Source organism: Paraliobacillus sp. X-1268 (assembly GCF_003426095.1).
Lineage (GTDB): Bacteria > Bacillota > Bacilli > Bacillales > Amphibacillaceae > Paraliobacillus_A > Paraliobacillus_A zengyii.
The window spans coordinates 18,011-35,893 of record NZ_QJSK01000026.1; the positions used below are offsets into that span (position 1 = coordinate 18,011).

Genomic DNA, 17,883 nt, shown 5'->3' on the forward strand with positions numbered 1-17,883 from the left:
CATCTAAATTTTTTAGACAGAAAAATGGGGGTTTTTACAATGAACCAAAGAATACTAATTGTTGATGATGAAGAATCGATCGTAACATTACTACAATATAATATTGAAAGATCAGGTTTTAAAACGGAAGTTGCTTATACTGGTACTGAGGGTTTAGAGAAGGCAACAACCGGAATGTTTGATCTGATCGTATTAGATTTAATGTTGCCCGAATTAGAAGGTACAGAAATTTGTAAGTTATTACGACAAAGAAAAGTCGAGACACCCATCTTAATGTTAACTGCAAAAGATGACGAGTTTGATAAAGTATTAGGATTGGAATTAGGGGCAGATGATTATTTGACAAAACCTTTTAGTCCAAAAGAGGTTGTAGCTAGAATAAAAGCTATTTTAAGAAGATCAAATAAACAACAAACCGAATTGGAACCACCAGTAATAAGAGTTTCAGAACTATCAATTTATCCTGAACAATACGAAGCTGTTATTCGTGAAGAAACTCTTTCATTCACTAGAAAAGAGTTTGAACTATTATTATATTTGGCAAAGAATAAAGGAAAAGTATTATCACGTGATCAACTGTTGAGTGCGGTATGGAATTATGATTTTGTCGGTGATACGCGTATTGTAGATGTCCATGTCAGTCACCTACGTGATAAAATTGAGCCTGACACAAAACATCCTGTATATATAAAGACTATTAGAGGACTTGGTTATAAAATGGAGGAACCTTATTAATGATTCAGACCAATTTTCGTTTGTTTTTCACCTACATAGCTGTCGTCACAGTAGTGTTGAGTAGTATTGGTTTTATCATGTTACCACTTGTCTCTGGAAATGAACAGATCATTGTTATCTTAACATTACTAGGAAGCTTCATTATTTTTTTAGTTATTATTTATCAATTATTTGATCGATATATTAAACCAGTTCGTTCTGCTGCAACTGTAGCTGAGGAATTAGTAAAAGGTAATTATAAAACAAGAACTTATGAAAATCATTATGGAGATGCAGGTAGATTAAGCAATGCAATTAACTTACTTGCTAGAAACTTACAAGAAATGACGATACAGGAAAAAATACAAGGCAGTCAACTAAGAACTGTGATAGATAATATGGAAAGTGGTGTTATATTAATTGATGAACGTGGATATGTTCATTTGGTTAATCGTAAGTTCCTGAAGATTTTCGGTAAAAAAACGAAAGATTATATCGGTTATTTGTACTATGATGTATTAGAAGAAGAACGAATTTATAAAGCGGTACAGGAAGCTTTTTTGTATGAACAGAAAGTAAAAAATGCATTTACGATTTCAATGGAAGTGGAAAAACTTTATATTGAAATTGTTGGCGCTCCAATTTTCAATGAAATCAATGAATTGAAAGGTGCTGTCCTAGTATTTCATGATATTACAGAATTAAAGCGTCTGGAACAAATGCGTAAAGACTTTGTTGCGAATGTATCTCATGAATTAAAAACGCCTATTACTTCAATCAAAGGTTTTGCAGAAACTCTATTGGATGAAAATATGGATGATGAGGAAATTAGAAATAAGTTTTTGGAGATTATTTATAAAGAAAGTGAAAGAATTCAAGCATTAGTTAATGATTTATTAGAATTGTCAAAGTTGGAAAAAGACGAAATGCATATTCTGTATGAAAAAGTGAATATATCGGAATTAATTGAGGAAATAGCACCTATGGTACAACAGGAGGCAACTAGAAAAGAAATTACGTTTGAAACTAACTTAGAACAAAATGTAATAATAGATGGAGATTTTGATCGTTTAAAACAAGTGTGCATCAATTTACTTAATAATGCGATTAGTTATACGCCAGTTGGTGGGAAAGTAATTTTAAAAGTGAAAGTAATAGATGCTAATTTGCATATTACTGTTACTGATACGGGAATCGGTATACCAGAGGATAAAATGAATCGTGTATTTGAGAGGTTCTATCGAGTAGATAAAGCTAGAAGCAGAAATACTGGAGGTACTGGTTTAGGTCTTGCAATTGTTAAACATATTGTAGAAGCTCATAATGGTACGATCAGTTTAGATAGCAAAGTAGGAGTAGGTTCAACATTCTCTGTGCTTGTTCCAATTAATAAAAAATTTATATTAAAAGATTGAAAAAAGCTTAAAAAGCTTTTTTTTTTTGAATATACATTACCATGTATATTCATAAAGGTTAATCCCTATCAAACAGTGATTTTTTTCTATTTTCAATTAAACATGGTAGAATATAAATGACATTAGTAAAAAGAATTTGGTGAACGTTAGGAAAGGGGTCTATGTTAAAAATGACTAATAAATTAGTATTAATAGATGGTAATAGCATTCTGTATCGTGCTTTTTTTGCTCTGCCTTTACTGAATAATGATAAAGGTGTTTATACAAATGCAGTATATGGTTTTACTACAATGCTGATGAAAATTATTGAAACTGAAAAACCAACACATATGCTTGTAGCATTTGATGCAGGGAAAACAACATTTCGTCATGAAACGTATCAAGAATATAAAGGTGGAAGACAGAAGACACCACCAGAATTATCAGAACAATTTCCTTTAATAAAAGAATTACTCGATGCATCTTCCATTAAGCATTATGAGTTACCTAATTATGAAGCAGATGATATCATTGGAACACTAGCTAGAGTTGCGGAAAAGGAATCCTTTGATGTTCGAGTTATTTCTGGTGACAAGGATATGTTACAACTTGTTACAGATCGGGTACAAGTGCAATTAACAAAAAAAGGGTTAAGTGATATTGATACATACACACCAGAATTTATGAAAGAGAAAATGGAAGTGAACCCAGAGCAAATTATCGATATGAAAGCTCTAATGGGTGATAGCTCAGATAATATCCCAGGTATCCCAGGTATTGGTCAAAAAACTGCAGTAAAATTACTTAATCAGTTTCATACTTTAGAGAAAGTTTTTGAGAATGTAGAATCAGTTACTGCTAAAAAGCTGAAGGAAAAGTTAGAAAACCATCAAGATGATGCGTTTATGAGTAAACAATTAGTGACAATCAATTGCGAATCACCAATTGAAGTAGAATTAAAAGATACGCTTTATTCTGGATATGATGTGAATCAGTTGAGTGCTGTGTTTAAAGACTTGGGATTTAATTCATTATTAACTAAAGTTACTGGTGAAGTCATTGTAGAAGAGAAAGAAGCGCTTGAAGCTGTTGATATTGAAATATTAGATAATGTTTCAGCATCACTATTTATTGGAGTAGAGGCGTTAGAGGTAGAGATTTTAACAGATAATTATCACCTTGCTCCTATTGAAGGATTTGGAATTGTTAATAAAGATAAGAAGTATTTTATACCAACTGAGATTGCTGTGAAATCAGATGCATTTAAACAATGGGCGGAAGATCCTGAGAAAGAAAAATGGGTGTTTGATGCAAAGAAAGTAACAGTCTCTTTACTAAACCATGGAATTGTTGTTAGTGGAATTACCTTTGATTTATTGTTAGCGTCTTATTTAATAGATCCTTCAGAGAATCATCATACCATTCCTGCAATCAGTCATCGAATGGGGCAAAAACAAGTGCTTTCTGATGAAGAAGTCTATGGTAAAGGTGCGAAACTACAAGTTCCAAGTCAAGATCAATTAGCGGATCATATCGGACGTAAAACAATGATGTTATTTGCTCTAAAATCACAGGTGGAAGAAGAATTAGAAGCAAATCAACAGATAGAGTTATTATATAATTTAGAATTACCTTTGGCGGTTATCCTAGGCAAAATGGAAGCTACTGGAGTTAAAATAGATCAAGATCAACTAAATGTGATGCAAAAAGAGTTGAAAATACGTTTAGATAAAATAGAAGAGGAAGTCCATGAGCTTGCAGGTGAAGATTTCAACTTAAACTCCCCTAAACAACTGGGGCCAATTTTATTTGAAAAGTTAGAATTACCTATTATTAAAAAAACGAAAACAGGTTATTCTACTTCAGCGGATATATTGGAACAGTTAAAACAAAAGCATCCGATTATACCTAAGCTATTGCTTTATCGGCAGCTAAGAAAATTACAATCAACTTATATCGAAGGGCTCTTAAAAGTGGTTCATCCTGATACTGGAAAGATTCACACGCGCTTTAACCAAGCACTTACTCAAACGGGTCGATTAAGCTCGACAGAACCTAATATGCAGAACATTCCAATTCGACTAGAGGAAGGAAAGAAGATAAGAAAAGCATTTATTCCTTCTGAAAAAGATTGGGTAATTTTCGCAGCGGATTATTCTCAGATTGAATTGCGTGTCCTAGCGGATATCGCAAAGGATGAATTATTAGTACAAGCATTCCAAGAAGACATGGATATTCATACTAGAACAGCAATGGATGTATTCCATGTAGATGCCGAGGACGTAGATGGTAATATGCGACGTCAAGCAAAAGCAGTGAATTTTGGTATTGTATACGGAATTAGTGACTATGGTTTATCACAAAATCTTGGCATTACACGTAAAGAAGCTAAGGCATTCATCGAACGCTATTTTGATAGCTATCCAGGTGTTAAAACATATATGGAGGAGATTGTTAAAGAAGCGAAACAAAAAGGGTATGTGACGACGCTTATGCAACGCAGGCGTTATTTACCAGATATCACAAATCGCAATTTTAATCTCCGTAGTTTTGCTGAGAGAACAGCAATGAATACACCTATTCAAGGTAGTGCAGCAGATATTATAAAAAAAGCAATGATTGATCTAGAACACGCACTTAAAGAAAATAATTTGAAAGCACGTATGTTATTACAAGTGCATGATGAATTGATTATAGAAGCACCAAAAACAGAAATTGAGCTATTGAAAGAACTTGTCCCAAGAGTTATGGAAAATACTGTGTCATTAGCTGTGCCATTAAAGGTTGATTATGCGTATGGCGAAACTTGGTTTGATGCAAAATAAGTGAGGTAGAAACAGATGCCAGAATTACCAGAAGTAGAAACAATTAGAAAAACGTTAATAGAGCTAGTCGTTAATCAAAAAATTGAAGCTGTGACTGTCAACTGGGCGAAAATTATTAAAGAACCAGATGACCATCTAATTTTCAGTCAATTAGTTGAGGGTGAAATAATTTTAGATATTCACAGAAAAGGTAAATTTTTATTGTTTGAGTTAACAAACTATACGCTTGTTTCTCATTTACGCATGGAAGGTAAATATGGTGTTTTTGAACATGATATTCCTGTGGATAAGCATACACATGTTATTTTTCATTTTGAAAGCGGGAAAGAATTACGCTATAAAGATGTTCGAAAGTTTGGAACAATGCATTTGTATCCTAAAGGAGAAGAGTTCTTAGTAAAACCGTTAAATCAAATTGGTCCTGACCCGTTTGAAGAAGGATATAAACTCAGCGCGTTATACGAAAAAATTCATAGAAGCCAACGGGTAATAAAAAATATTCTGTTGGATCAACAAGTCATAGCTGGTTTAGGAAATATTTATGTGGATGAAACGTTGTATAAGGCACAAATCCATCCATTAACCAAGGGATCTGAACTTAGTGAACCTGAAGTGAAACGTTTGTTAAAACATGCGAAAGAAACCCTAACAGAAGCTGTTGCACAAGGTGGGACAACCATTCGATCTTATGTGAATAGCCAAGGCCAAATTGGAATGTTTCAGCAACAGTTGTTTGCTTATGGACAAGAGAATACGCCTTGTAAACGTTGTGGAGAACCAATTGTTAAAATAAAAGTTGCTGGTAGAGGTACACATCTTTGTACTAGATGCCAACCTATAAAAGAATAGGCGATTGAACCGATTTTTTGCACAACTGTTTTATGCCCTCCATATACTACTCATGTGTTTTAACATGAAATTGTATGATGAAGGGGCTTGAGTTGTATGAAAGAGTTATCAACCCTATTATTATTGGCTTGTGCAGTTAGTTTAGATAGTTTTATGGTAGCCTTTACGTACGGATTGCGTCAGATGAAATTAGCATTTCAGTCTGTCATCTTGATTGGTATAATTTCTGGGATAGTCTTTCTATCTGCCATGGCACTTGGAGATTGGCTTGGATCTTTTCTATCTGAAAAAAGCGCTGAGATGATTGGTGGTGGCTTACTCGTAATTATTGGACTATGGGTACTAATTTCATTTTTCCGTTCAGAGGAATCTCACGAAAAAACGGGTCCTTATGAGATTAAGTTTGAAATAAAATCACTTGGCATTGTTATTCAAATACTCAAAAAACCAATGATGGCAGATATGGATGAATCAGGTAATATAGCGGGTATTGAAGTATTTATACTTGGCTTAGCATTATCGCTTGATTCACTAGGCGCAGGAATTGGTGCAGCACTAATTGGTTTGCCGGTTATTCTTTCTGCGGTAGGAATCGGTGTAGCCACCAGTTTGTTCTTATCACTAGGCTTAAAAAGTGGTGTTATTCTATCAGGATGGAAAGGGTTGCATCGTTTTAGTTTTTTACCGGGTATAATATTAATTATCATAGGTATTGTCAAAATGATAGGATGAAACCAATATAAACTGTAGAAAAAGATTTGGTACAGGTAAAACAAGAGACAAGGGTGAAAAATAGCGATGACTAAAATAATCGGATTAACTGGAGGAATAGCTTCAGGTAAAAGTACAGTAGCTAATTTATTTCGGGAAAAACAGATACCAATAATTGATGCAGATGTCATTGCGAAAGAAGTTGTTGAGCCTGGAAAAGAAGCCTATTTTAAAATAGGTGAAGCGTTTGGTGATAATATTTTACAGATTGATCGTGCCATTGATCGGAAAAAACTTGGTCATATTGTTTTTCAAGATAAAATTGCACGTGAGAAATTAAATGCAATTGTTCATCCCTATGTTAAAGATGAAATATTTAAACAAAAAAATACTTATATAAATACGAATGAGAAAATAATCGTTTTAGATATACCGTTATTATTTGAAAATAAGTTGACCTCTCTTGTTGATCAAGTTTGGCTTGTTTTCGTTAATGAGTCCATACAATTAACTAGATTAATGAAACGCAATGGTTTATCAGAACGTGATGCTAAGAGTAGAATAAACGCACAAATTCCGTTAAAACAAAAGGCTGAAAATGCAGATGTTATTATTAATAATAATGGGTCAATAGAAGATACAAAAGAGCAATTCGAACAGTATATAAATCAAGTATAAACATATAAACCTGTCTACTCAATTTGAGAAGATAGGTTTTATTTTGTAGTTTTAGGGAAAAATATAATATGTCTACAAATTTATTTTTGTAAAAAAATCTTGCCAAACTTTTAAAAAACAGATATAATTCGTTTGTGTGTGCTTATGAGAAATAACACATCCTAAATATGTTATACTAACAGCAAAGCTTTTAAATAGGTGCATTAATGAATGCTTAAAGGGTTAGGATCTCTTTGGACTAACTTTCCCCCGTGGCAGCTCATCCAAGTTTATTTAAAAGGTATTGATTAATAAATAAGGGGGAATTATCGAATGGATACAATGGGTAGACATGTTATTGCTGAAATGTGGGATTGTAATATAGATACTTTAAATGATATGGGACAAATTGAGAAGATCTTTGTTGACGCAGCTTTAAAAGCAGGTGCAGAAATAAGAGAAGTTGCTTTTCATAAGTTTGCTCCACATGGTGTAAGTGGTGTAGTAATTATTTCTGAATCACACTTAACGATTCACAGTTTTCCAGAACATGGTTATGCAAGTATTGATGTATTTACATGCGGTGATATTATTGATCCAAATGTAGCATGTGATTATATTTCAGAAGCCTTGGAATCTGGTAATTGTGAAAAAGTTGAATTGCCACGTGGTATGGGTCCAATTCAAGTACCTAAATATAATGCGCTTTAAATAATTTGATTTGCAGCCCCTTTGCTGGAATAAACAGTAAAAGGGGTTTTTTATCTAATTATCCAAAAAATTAAACGCTTTGATATCGTTTTCTTATAGGAAACATGTTAGAATAATCTTAGAAGTATATAATATGTAACTAAAGATATTGAGGTGCGGTATATGGCTATTAAAGAATCAATTGATAAATTCTTTAACAATCACTCGGAAACGAAAGACAAACATTGGGACAAACAATTACAAACACGCTATTTCAAAACTACAAAAGATAGAGCTTTTAAGATAGTAGAAGAATATTTTAAGAGTAAGAAGGGTTGCGAAATAATTGCAATATCGGATGAACATGGTGAAATTAGCTGTAACCTTAAAGGTGGCAAAAAAGTCTTTATTACAGCAACCATTATCATGGTGAAACCATTTCGAACAGCGATTGATTTTTCAGTTACAACAGAGTCAGTTTTCCCTTTTGATTTAGGATATAGCCATAAGTTAGTCCCGAAACTTTATGATGACCTAAAAAAGGAAATGACGCTTGTTGATTAAACTTGCATACAAAGATAGAGGGAATAAATGATAGGAATGATAACAGATGCGGTGCCCGAATTGTCAATATAGAAACACAAGAGTATTGGATTCAAGGCCAATTGAAGAAGGACGTGCGATTAGAAGAAGACGTGAATGTGAAGAATGTGACTTCCGTTTTACAACTTTTGAGCGTATTGAAGAAGTTCCTTTAATTGTTGTTAAAAAAGAGGGAATTAGAGAAGAATTCAGTAGGGAAAAATTACTGCGTGGCTTGATTAAAGCTTGTGAGAAGCGACCCGTTGCACTTCAACAATTGGAACAGTTAACAATGGAAGTGGAGGACGAATTACGGAGTCGTGGTACTGCAGAAGTGCAAAGTCAAGAAGTTGGCGAATTAATTATGGATCAGCTCTCATCAATTGATGAGGTTGCCTATGTGCGATTTGCATCTGTTTATCGTCAATTTAAAGATATTAGTGTGTTTCTAGATGAATTAAAGGATTTAATAAAAAATTCAGATGATAAATAAATCAAGATTATAGATGAGCCAAGAGGCTCTTTTTTTCTTTAAATAGAAGGACAGGGGGGAGAAATAATGCAACAACACATTGGGAAGTTACTGCCAGGTCATGGGTATGTGATAACATCCGAACAACAACAACTTACGCAAGCACACCTTCTGGCTTTAATGCAATTATATCAACCGTTAGTTGGCATTCATGCCGTTTCACTCTACTTAACATTGTCTAGTCAATATCTTAGTTCATCTAATCCTGATGACGTTCAGACACATCATATGTTGATGCAGTATTTAAATATCCCTCTTCCTCAAATTTATGAAGCAAGACAAAAATTAGAGGCAATCGGTATATTACAAACTTTTAAATATGATGATGAAAACCAGACTAAATTCACATATAAATTATTGACACCTTGTTCACCAGGTTTATTTTTCGAGAATGGTATGCTGTCACAGTTGTTGTACCATCAACTTGGAACCGATAAATATGATCAGTTATATGATATATTTAAAGAGAATAAAGTGACAACAAATAATAAAGGCGTTAATGTCACTGCCCACTTTACTGATGTTTTTAGTAGTAAGGAAACAAACACAAAATTGGAAGTATCAGATGGTTCATCTATAGACGAAGAAAATGACGGCCCAATGATTGGCAATCAAACAATAGATATGGATTGGTTGGCACAATTATTGAAGCAGCGCATGTTGCCTACTAATCAAATTCTAACTGCAACGAATATAAAATTAATAGAGCAAATGAGCGTATTATATCATTTAACTAATTTAGAGATTGAAAAAGCATTGTTGTGGGCTATTACAGATGAGAATAGCTTGAATCATAAAGAATTTAAAACTGCTTGTATGGATTTATCAGAAAGTATGCAAGCTCAACCAAAACAAGCAAAAAATTTAGTTAATCAGAAAACAACTTATACAAAAAATACAGACGAGCCAAAAAGTAAACAAGATCAATTTATGCAAATGTTAGAAGAAAGAACACCAAAACAGTTATTAGAAGACTTATCTAGTGGAAATCATGCTTCTCAACAAGATTTAAAAATAGTTGCTGATATTATGTCATTACATGGCATTACACCTGGTGTCATGAACGTACTCATTCATTATGTATTACTTAAAACAGATATGAAGTTAACAAAATCATATGTAGAAAAAATAGCTAGCCATTGGGCTAGAAAAAACGTAAAAACAGTTAGACAAGCTATTACACTAGCAAAATCGGAACATAACAAGTACCAAGAATGGGGAAATAATAAAAAATCTTATTATAAACCAACTGGGAAAAAAGAGGTTGTTCCCGATTGGTTTAAGGAACAAAAGCAAACACAAGCTGCTAAAGAAAAAGAAAAAACGGTAACTAATAGAGAGCAAAACGAAGATGTTAGTGAACTGTTACGAAAATATAAAGAACAAAAATCAAATCATTCTTAAGGGTGGTGCACATGGAACCAATTCAAACTTCATTAAAAAAATGGATGAGAGAAAATCAGTCTTTTCAAAGCTTTTATAAGGAAATGAAGCAAGAGGTTTTACAAGATACTGAAATCAAACAGCTGTTAGAAAATCATCCGCTTTTATCTGATAAAGATATTGAAAGACAATTAATGAAACTATATGAATATCATTCTCAAAATAAAGATTGTGCTAATTGCCCAACAAATGGTTGTAAGAATAATGTATTGCCAGGATATAAACCTAGGATTGAAATTGAGGGTAAAGAAATCCGTTTATTTTATGAAAAATGTAAATACACCATACAGCAAGAAGAACAAAGAAGAAAATCGTCATTAATTAAAAGCTTATATATGCCAAAAGATATCCTTCAAGCATCAATTTCAAAATTAGATGATCAAGATGAAAAGCGACATAAAGCAATTAGAGAAGTTGTGACGTATATTAGCAAAATCGGTAGTGAATTACCTGAAAAAGGATTGTACTTTTATGGTCCATTTGGAGTAGGCAAAACATACTTTTTAGGTGCCATTGCAAATGAATTAGCTGAAAAAAATATTGCTTCCATGTTAATTTATATGCCAGAATTTGTTCGCGAAATCAAGTCATCATTCAAAGATGATTCATTAAATGAGAAAGTTGAAAAGTTTAAAAAGGTACCAGTACTTATGATAGATGATATTGGTGCTGAATCAATTTCCTCTTGGTTTCGTGATGAAATTTTAGGATCGATACTACAATATCGTATGATGGAACGGTTACCAGTATTTTTTAGTTCGAATTTTAGTTTAGCTCAATTAGAAAAGCATTTAGCAACATCAACTAAGGGAGATATCGAGGAACTTAAGGCAGGCAGAATCATAGAACGAATTAAGCAAGTAAGTAAGGAAGTTGCGATCTTCTCTGAGAATCGTAGAGGAGAATAACCTGCTTCTGGATAAATAGATAAAAAAGATCGAGTTGGATTATTATCCTTCTCGATCTTTTTTATAAAATCTAATTTGTTAGGAAGTGGGATATGAATGTAGTAATTAGTGAGCAATAGCCCAAAAAATAGTACTTCATAAAGTTACAGAAAACAAATCGGTGGAATAAAGCTGAATTATATTTTTATATGGTAAAAAAAGCATGTTTTCTTCACTTGTCCCATATAATGTAACAGTTTGATTGTGATGAGGATGATGGACATGTTAAATGTGTACATGGAAAAAGCGCAAGATGCAAAACTGTTTAGTGAGAAGCTAGGTTATTATGAATTTGATTGGAGTTTGAAACAAAAAGGAGGGTATTATTTTGAGATAAAGAAGCAGTTTTCTTTTCAAAAGCATGATAATGCAATTGCACTCTTATTAATGGAACTATGGATGACACATACCAAAAAAACGCAGATTTCAGAAATAATTCGTTATAATTATTACTATCAGAATGAGGAAGAAATTAACCATATCTTAAAAATTACAATGGATATGATTTTAGGGGATGAGCTCACTTTTTTCACAGCTTCAAATGAAATAAAAACGACAATTAGTGAATGGTTTAGTGAGTACACAATAGACGGTGTATTAGACTATGAGGCTTGTGTAGAAGCTAATCAACTTGCAGCTGATACTATTTTATTAGAACTTGTTGGAAGAGCAATTGATGAATGGAAGCAAGAAGAAGAATACCAAGACTTTGTAAATGCTATTCGTGAATATGTAGCAAACAGTTCGTTTAAATGTGAAAATATCTATATGGTACAAGGAAAAAATGATTTTTTGTTTTACAGAGAAGATGGACACTTATACACTACCAAAGAATTAAAAATAAAAATTAAGCAGGAACCAATGTATATCGTTGGTTTAGATGAAAATGAATTAAACTTAACACCTATATTAGCTCTAAAGCCGAAGTCTATTTTTATTTATGGTGATGATCCATCAGAGGGTAAAACTGTCTCATTAATAAATATATTTGAAGAACAGGTTACTTTTAAACCATTAAATCAATTTCCGTTCGCAATTGTTTAAATTTTAGATACACGCTTGATTTTTTCTACGGATAGCTTTATAATACAAGTCATATTAAGAAGCATAAAAGTGTTGATGAGGACTTGATTTTGTAAGGCGTTCTATAGAGAGGGAAGTATTAGCTGTGAGCTTCCTGTTCAGTCTACAATAATTACCACCTTTGAACTCTGGATTTGAAAGCTACAATAGCGATTAGAAAACAGCGTATTCTCTACGTTACAGAGCAATGAAGCTGAATCGAGCGTGTTTAGATTCGGAAATTAGGGTGGAACCACGAGCTAACGCTTGTCCCTTTGCTATATAGGCAGAGGGACAAGCGTTTTTTATATGTGATTTTTTAATTACGCGCTCTGCTTCCATTTTGTTTATTTTATATAAGGAGTGAGTTACATGTCAGATCAATTAGTTATTACTTTTCCTGATGGAGCGAACAAGGAGTTTCCTCAAGGTACAACAGGAGAAGATATTGCACAATCAATATCACCAGGTTTACGAAAACAAGCATTAGCTGTTACTTTAGATGGCATATTCTATGATTTACGTACACCACTGCCAAAAGATGGTGAAATCGCAATTATTACGAATAAACAGGATGAAGGTATAGAAATTATGCGTCATTCAAGTGCACATGTAATGGCACAAGCAATTAAGAGGTTATATGGAGAGGACGTTAAATTGGGCGTTGGACCGACTATTGAAGATGGTTTTTATTATGACATCGATATGGAACAGTCTCTTACACCAGAAGATTTACCGAAAATTGAAAAGGAAATGCAACGAATTATTGATGAAAATGTAGAATTCGTTCGTGTTGAAGTCTCACGTGATGAAGCAAAAAAACGTTTTGAAGCAATTGGTGATAACTTAAAGTTAGAATTGCTGGATGCTATTCCAGAAGATGAGACAGTAACAATCTACGAACAAGGTGAATTTTTTGACTTATGTCGTGGTGTTCACGTTCCTTCAACTAGTAAAATTAAAGTCTTTCAGTTATTGAGCATTTCAGGTGCTTATTGGCGTGGTGATAGCAACAATAAGATGTTGCAACGTATTTACGGAACAGCATTTGCTAAAAAAACAGATTTAGACGATTATTTACGTTTTCGTGAAGAAGCAAAAGAACGTGATCATCGTAAGTTAGGAAAAGAATTAGATTTATTTACAGTTTCTCAAAAAGTAGGACAAGGTTTACCTCTATGGCTACCTAAAGGTGCAACGATCCGCCGTACAATAGAACGCTATATTGTTGATCTAGAGGAACGTCTTGGCTATGACCATGTATATACACCTATCCTTGGTAATGTTGAATTATATAAAACTAGTGGTCACTGGGAGCATTATAAAGATGACAACTTCCCAATACTTGAAATGGATAACGAAGATTTAATGTTACGTCCGATGAACTGTCCGCACCATATGATGGTATATAAAAATCAACTATATAGCTATCGTAATTTGCCAGTTCGTATTGCAGAATTAGGAATGATGCATCGTCACGAGATGTCTGGAGCATTAGCTGGTTTACAACGTGTTCGTGCTATGACGTTAAATGATGCACACATTTTTGCACGTCCTGATCAGCTAAAAGAAGAATTTATTCGTGTAGTTGAGTTGGTACAAAATGTTTATAAAGACTTCGGTATCGATGACTACTATTTCCGCTTATCTTATCGTGACCCGGAAGATAAAGAAAAATATATTGATAATGATGAAATGTGGAATAAGGCTCAATCACTTTTAAAGGAAACAATGGAAGACATGAATTTAGAATTTGTTGAGGCAGAAGGCGAAGCGGCATTTTATGGTCCGAAATTAGATGTACAAGTAAAAACAGCTTTAGGTAAAGATGAGACATTGTCAACTGTTCAATTGGACTTCCATCTTCCAGAGCGTTTTGACTTAACTTATATTGGCGAAGATGGTAAGGAACATCGTCCTGTTGTTATTCACCGTGGTGTCGTATCGACAATGGAACGTTTCGTAGCATTTTTAATTGAAGAATATAAAGGTGCTTTTCCAACGTGGCTTTCACCTATACAAGCAAGAATTGTACCAGTGTCTGCTTCCGTGCACGCTGACTATGCTAAGAAAGTAGAAGAGACATTACGTTTTGCTGGTATTCGTGTGGAAGTAGATGAACGTGATGAAAAAATTGGTTATAAGATACGTGAAGCACAAACGCAAAAGATTCCTTTCGCACTAGTTGTTGGTGACAAGGAAATGACAGATAACGCAGTCAATGTGAGGCGATACGGTGAGCAAGATTCAGAAACAATAGGTTTAGAAGATTTTATCAAAGTGATAAAATTAGAGATTGAAAATAAAGTATTGCATAATAAGTAAAATAGGGTTACATTTAAGACAGATGTCATTTTGGCATCTGTCTTTTGTCTTATAAAGAGCACTTAGTGATAATAAAAGAATTGACAGTATTATAATAGCATGTTATGATTTTATAAGTGAAATTGAATATGATCTTAAAGACAAGTAGAGGCACCCGCTTCTCGCCTGATTGACGCATGTAATATGTATGCAGTTTCCAGGTTACCATTCTGATTATTAAACAGAAGATGTGTGTGGGTGCAGTGTGTACCGACACTTTTTTTATGCATATAATTAACTAGCTTGTCAAAATGGCTGTTGGTAAAGGTCAAGATTACTTTTTAAATAACAGTAATCGATCATAGATCATGACGCTTTTAAAAATTCACGGAGGTGGCTGATTATTAGCAAAGATATGAATGTCAATGAGAAAATTAGAGCACGTGAAGTGCGACTCATTGATTCTAATGGGGATCAACTTGGAGTTAAATCTCGTCAAGAAGCATTGGAAATTGCTCAAACAAGAGAATTAGACCTTGTTCTTGTTGCACCGACAGCAAAACCGCCGGTGTGTAGAATAATGGACTTTGGTAAATTTCGTTTTGAACAACAGAAAAAAGAAAAAGAAGCCCGTAAGAAACAGAAAATCATTAATCTTAAGGAAGTACGTCTAAGTCCTGGAATTGAAGAACATGATTTTAATACGAAGCTTCGCAATGCTAGAAAGTTTCTTGATAAAGGTGACAAGGTTAAAGTTTCGATTCGTTTCCGCGGACGTGCGATCACCCATAAAGAATTAGGACAGAAAGTTTTAGTACGCATGGCTGAAGAGTGTAAAGATCTTTCCACAATTGAGCAAAGACCAAAAATGGAAGGTCGCAGCATGTTCTTAACGCTTGCACCAGTTAACGAAAAATAAGAATTAGCTTAAATGTTATGAAGGAGGAACTAATCATGCCAAAAATGAAAACACATAAAGGCTCACAAAAACGTTTCAAAAGAACAGGTTCTGGAAAATTAAAACGTTCACACGCATATACAAGTCACTTGTTTGCTAACAAGTCACAAAAACAAAAACGTAAATTACGTAAAAGCTCGGTTGTTTCTGCCGGCGATTACAAACGCATCAAACAAATGGTACCATACAAATAAAAAAATGGAATTCGTTGATATATCTAGGAGGGAATTACAATGGCACGTGTTAAAGGTGGAACAGTTACACGCAAGCGTCGCAAACGCATACTAAAACTTGCAAAAGGATATTATGGTTCGAAACATGCGCTATTTAAAGTAGCAAAACAACAAGTATGGAAATCAGGTCAGTACGCTTATCGTGACCGCAGAAACAAGAAGCGTGACTTCCGTAAATTATGGATTACACGTATCAATGCTGCTGCACGTTTAAATGACCTTTCATATAGTCGTTTAATGCACGGTTTAAAATTAGCAGGTATCGAAGTAAACCGTAAAATGCTTGCTGAATTAGCAGTTAGTGATGAAAAAGCTTTCACACAAATCGCTGATCAAGCAAAATCTGCTTTAAAATAATTTTACTACAAGAAGAACTGTTTTCTCATCGTGAGAAAGTAGTTCTTCTTTTTATTAGATACGTTTAGCAATCTTTTTGTTTTAAAACAAATCATCTCATCGAAAACATGTGTTGTTCCCATAGGACAAGGAATGCTTCTAGGGGTTCACATCGCAAGAAAATCGGTTTTTATTTTCGAGTAGTCTCAACCATTTGCTTCCTTCGCTAGATAGCATGATTTTTCACAGTGCATATTGTTGTTAATTACTACCTAACTAGTTTATCAAGTGAAATTGGCGACACTCCTGCAGGAACAGCACATGTTTTCGATGGGATGAGTAATCGCAATCCCACGGGCTGAAGATCCACTCGGAAACGTTCTTAGTTTCCGAGTTAGCTGAAGCCGTGCCTGCGGAAAGGGAGTCAATTTCACTTGATAAGCGGCTCTGGGAATCCTGTTATGTCGCAGTTGATGATAACTTGATAACTTCGGTGACAATAGGTGTCTGCGTATAGGGTTGTGTTATAGTTTAGTGGAAAACAGTCTTTCATTTAAAGTATTAGATAGATAAAAATAGGAAGAGGGGAAATAATGGAGTATATTATCATTTATATTTGTTTGATTAATTTAATTGCTTTTATATTAATGGGTTTAGATAAGCGTAGGGCAAAAAGAGGAAAATGGCGTATCCCTGAAAATACATTGTGGATTAGTGCAGTACTAGGTGGAGCATTTGGTAGTATCATAGGTATGAAACTTTTTCATCATAAAACAAAGCATAAAACGTTTACGATTGGCATGCCCATGGTTATTATTCTACATATAAGCGTTATAAGTTTTATTTATTTTAATAAATAAAACTGTCATAATAGCTCGTCTATTGTCATATAGTTAATAGTGTAGACACATCTAGAGGGGGCTGACTATGGAATACATCAGTGTTTACGTTATGACAGTTGTACAAACTGGAGGGGTTTTTGCTCCACTATTGTTTATTACTTTGCATTTATTACGGCCACTGTTGTTTCTACCAGTCGTTTTTTTATGCATAACAGGTGGGATATTATTTGGTGTTATTCCAGGCATCATTTACTCAGTGATAGGGATCACACTATCTAGCTTTGTTTTTTATAAGATGACCAAACGTATGCCAGCTACACTAGATCGATTTATTCGGATGAAACATAAATTAATAGGAGACCATCCGAATTTCACAACAGGACAAATTGCAATATTACGTCTTATTCCGTTCATTCACTTTCATCTACTATCATTATGTATTTTAGAAATATCCTCACACTTAAAGGATTATATGCGAACGTCTTTTGTATCGAATGTACCACTTGCCGTTGTTTATACTTCTATAGGAAGATCAATTACAAACTTTTCCCCGTTAGTTGCAGGTAGTATAATACTTTGTATTCTACCGTTTTTATACATTTTAAGAAGAAAAGAGATACGTATAGGTTGGCAAGACTTTTTTAACGTAAAGTCATCAAATGCCGGTATATAAAAATGAGGCTGGGACAAAACTCAGATAAACAATAAAAAGTTGCATCTTCCAACGGTAGTTGGAAGATGCAACTTTTTTATAAAATCGAAAATTTTAGTAAGTAAAAAAGGATACCTTCTGATAAAATTAAA

General features: G+C 33.8%; 18 protein-coding genes and 1 other annotated feature. All 18 genes read left to right on the plus strand.

The window, feature by feature from the left end; all coding sequences use genetic code 11:
• Positions 1-39 precede the first annotated feature (39 nt).
• The 18 genes from D2K62_RS17030 (at position 40) to D2K62_RS17115 (ending at position 17,752) form a co-directional block, all read left to right on the plus strand.
• The gene (locus D2K62_RS17030) at positions 40-735 is read left to right on the plus strand and encodes a response regulator transcription factor (RefSeq protein WP_112181592.1); all 696 of its coding nucleotides are present in this window, start codon (positions 40-42) and stop codon (positions 733-735) included.
• Entirely contained in the window at positions 735-2,129 is a 1,395-nt protein-coding gene (pnpS, locus tag D2K62_RS17035; RefSeq protein WP_112181591.1) for a two-component system histidine kinase PnpS, read from the plus strand. Before D2K62_RS17030 ends, pnpS begins: the two co-directional genes overlap by 1 nt.
• A 170-nt stretch (positions 2,130-2,299) precedes the next feature.
• Positions 2,300-4,933 carry a DNA polymerase I gene (gene polA, locus D2K62_RS17040; protein WP_117161815.1) on the plus strand — a complete coding sequence of 878 codons (2,634 nt, stop codon included), beginning with the start codon at positions 2,300-2,302 and terminating at the stop codon, positions 4,931-4,933.
• Positions 4,934-4,948: 15 nt separating this feature from the next.
• Positions 4,949-5,782, plus strand: coding sequence for a DNA-formamidopyrimidine glycosylase (mutM, locus tag D2K62_RS17045; protein ID WP_112181589.1), 834 nt, complete (start codon positions 4,949-4,951; stop codon positions 5,780-5,782).
• A gap of 96 nt (positions 5,783-5,878) precedes the next feature.
• Positions 5,879-6,514, plus strand: a complete 636-nt coding sequence (gene ytaF, locus D2K62_RS17050; protein WP_112181588.1) for a sporulation membrane protein YtaF — start codon at positions 5,879-5,881, stop codon at positions 6,512-6,514.
• Between the two features lie 66 nt (positions 6,515-6,580).
• The gene (coaE, locus tag D2K62_RS17055) at positions 6,581-7,171 is read left to right on the plus strand and encodes a dephospho-CoA kinase (RefSeq protein ID WP_112181587.1); all 591 of its coding nucleotides are present in this window, start codon (positions 6,581-6,583) and stop codon (positions 7,169-7,171) included.
• 312 nt (positions 7,172-7,483) lie between these two features.
• Positions 7,484-7,861 carry an adenosylmethionine decarboxylase gene (gene speD / locus D2K62_RS17060; RefSeq protein ID WP_112181586.1) on the plus strand — a complete coding sequence of 126 codons (378 nt, stop codon included), beginning with the start codon at positions 7,484-7,486 and terminating at the stop codon, positions 7,859-7,861.
• A 162-nt stretch (positions 7,862-8,023) separates the two neighbouring features.
• Positions 8,024-8,404: a cytosolic protein gene (locus D2K62_RS17065; RefSeq protein WP_112181585.1), complete on the plus strand. Its 381-nt coding sequence runs from the start codon at positions 8,024-8,026 to the stop codon at positions 8,402-8,404.
• A 46-nt stretch (positions 8,405-8,450) separates the two neighbouring features.
• Positions 8,451-8,915, plus strand: coding sequence for a transcriptional regulator NrdR (gene nrdR / locus D2K62_RS17070; RefSeq protein WP_117161816.1), 465 nt, complete (start codon positions 8,451-8,453; stop codon positions 8,913-8,915).
• A gap of 66 nt (positions 8,916-8,981) precedes the next feature.
• Positions 8,982-10,358 carry a replication initiation and membrane attachment family protein gene (locus D2K62_RS17075; RefSeq protein WP_112181583.1) on the plus strand — a complete coding sequence of 459 codons (1,377 nt, stop codon included), beginning with the start codon at positions 8,982-8,984 and terminating at the stop codon, positions 10,356-10,358.
• Positions 10,359-10,369: 11 nt separating this feature from the next.
• Positions 10,370-11,305, plus strand: coding sequence for a primosomal protein DnaI (dnaI, locus tag D2K62_RS17080; protein WP_112181582.1), 936 nt, complete (start codon positions 10,370-10,372; stop codon positions 11,303-11,305).
• Between the two features lie 261 nt (positions 11,306-11,566).
• Positions 11,567-12,388: a sporulation protein YtxC gene (gene ytxC, locus D2K62_RS17085; protein ID WP_157967360.1), complete on the plus strand. Its 822-nt coding sequence runs from the start codon at positions 11,567-11,569 to the stop codon at positions 12,386-12,388.
• Between the two features lie 390 nt (positions 12,389-12,778).
• Positions 12,779-14,731 carry a threonine--tRNA ligase gene (gene thrS / locus D2K62_RS17090; RefSeq protein ID WP_112181580.1) on the plus strand — a complete coding sequence of 651 codons (1,953 nt, stop codon included), beginning with the start codon at positions 12,779-12,781 and terminating at the stop codon, positions 14,729-14,731.
• Between the two features lie 136 nt (positions 14,732-14,867).
• Positions 14,868-14,999: a sequence feature (ribosomal protein L20 leader region), on the plus strand.
• 126 nt (positions 15,000-15,125) lie between these two features.
• Positions 15,126-15,629 (plus strand): translation initiation factor IF-3, encoded by a 504-nt coding sequence (gene infC / locus D2K62_RS17095; RefSeq protein WP_112181579.1) that lies wholly within the window; start codon positions 15,126-15,128, stop codon positions 15,627-15,629.
• Positions 15,630-15,664: 35 nt separating this feature from the next.
• The gene (gene rpmI, locus D2K62_RS17100) at positions 15,665-15,862 is read left to right on the plus strand and encodes a 50S ribosomal protein L35 (RefSeq protein ID WP_112181578.1); all 198 of its coding nucleotides are present in this window, start codon (positions 15,665-15,667) and stop codon (positions 15,860-15,862) included.
• Between the two features lie 39 nt (positions 15,863-15,901).
• The gene (gene rplT / locus D2K62_RS17105) at positions 15,902-16,258 is read left to right on the plus strand and encodes a 50S ribosomal protein L20 (RefSeq protein WP_112181577.1); all 357 of its coding nucleotides are present in this window, start codon (positions 15,902-15,904) and stop codon (positions 16,256-16,258) included.
• A 572-nt stretch (positions 16,259-16,830) separates the two neighbouring features.
• A complete protein-coding gene (locus tag D2K62_RS17110; protein ID WP_112181576.1) occupies positions 16,831-17,097 on the plus strand; it encodes a DUF1294 domain-containing protein in 267 nt (88 codons plus the stop codon).
• Between the two features lie 67 nt (positions 17,098-17,164).
• Positions 17,165-17,752: a TVP38/TMEM64 family protein gene (locus D2K62_RS17115; protein ID WP_112181575.1), complete on the plus strand. Its 588-nt coding sequence runs from the start codon at positions 17,165-17,167 to the stop codon at positions 17,750-17,752.
• The last annotated feature ends 131 nt before the right edge of the window (positions 17,753-17,883 follow it).

What these genes read in the sequence shown, in the direction of transcription:
- D2K62_RS17030 (WP_112181592.1), top strand. Translation starts at nt 40, where the DNA reads ATGAACCAAAGAATACTAATTGTTGATGATGAAGAATCGATCGTAACA.
- pnpS (WP_112181591.1), top strand. Translation starts at nt 735, where the DNA reads ATGATTCAGACCAATTTTCGTTTGTTTTTCACCTACATAGCTGTCGTC.
- polA (WP_117161815.1), top strand. Translation starts at nt 2,300, where the DNA reads ATGACTAATAAATTAGTATTAATAGATGGTAATAGCATTCTGTATCGT.
- mutM (WP_112181589.1), top strand. Translation starts at nt 4,949, where the DNA reads ATGCCAGAATTACCAGAAGTAGAAACAATTAGAAAAACGTTAATAGAG.
- ytaF (WP_112181588.1), top strand. Translation starts at nt 5,879, where the DNA reads ATGAAAGAGTTATCAACCCTATTATTATTGGCTTGTGCAGTTAGTTTA.
- coaE (WP_112181587.1), top strand. Translation starts at nt 6,581, where the DNA reads ATGACTAAAATAATCGGATTAACTGGAGGAATAGCTTCAGGTAAAAGT.
- speD (WP_112181586.1), top strand. Translation starts at nt 7,484, where the DNA reads ATGGATACAATGGGTAGACATGTTATTGCTGAAATGTGGGATTGTAAT.
- D2K62_RS17065 (WP_112181585.1), top strand. Translation starts at nt 8,024, where the DNA reads ATGGCTATTAAAGAATCAATTGATAAATTCTTTAACAATCACTCGGAA.
- nrdR (WP_117161816.1), top strand. Translation starts at nt 8,451, where the DNA reads ATGCGGTGCCCGAATTGTCAATATAGAAACACAAGAGTATTGGATTCA.
- D2K62_RS17075 (WP_112181583.1), top strand. Translation starts at nt 8,982, where the DNA reads ATGCAACAACACATTGGGAAGTTACTGCCAGGTCATGGGTATGTGATA.
- dnaI (WP_112181582.1), top strand. Translation starts at nt 10,370, where the DNA reads ATGGAACCAATTCAAACTTCATTAAAAAAATGGATGAGAGAAAATCAG.
- ytxC (WP_157967360.1), top strand. Translation starts at nt 11,567, where the DNA reads ATGTTAAATGTGTACATGGAAAAAGCGCAAGATGCAAAACTGTTTAGT.
- thrS (WP_112181580.1), top strand. Translation starts at nt 12,779, where the DNA reads ATGTCAGATCAATTAGTTATTACTTTTCCTGATGGAGCGAACAAGGAG.
- infC (WP_112181579.1), top strand. Translation starts at nt 15,126, where the DNA reads ATGAATGTCAATGAGAAAATTAGAGCACGTGAAGTGCGACTCATTGAT.
- rpmI (WP_112181578.1), top strand. Translation starts at nt 15,665, where the DNA reads ATGCCAAAAATGAAAACACATAAAGGCTCACAAAAACGTTTCAAAAGA.
- rplT (WP_112181577.1), top strand. Translation starts at nt 15,902, where the DNA reads ATGGCACGTGTTAAAGGTGGAACAGTTACACGCAAGCGTCGCAAACGC.
- D2K62_RS17110 (WP_112181576.1), top strand. Translation starts at nt 16,831, where the DNA reads ATGGAGTATATTATCATTTATATTTGTTTGATTAATTTAATTGCTTTT.
- D2K62_RS17115 (WP_112181575.1), top strand. Translation starts at nt 17,165, where the DNA reads ATGGAATACATCAGTGTTTACGTTATGACAGTTGTACAAACTGGAGGG.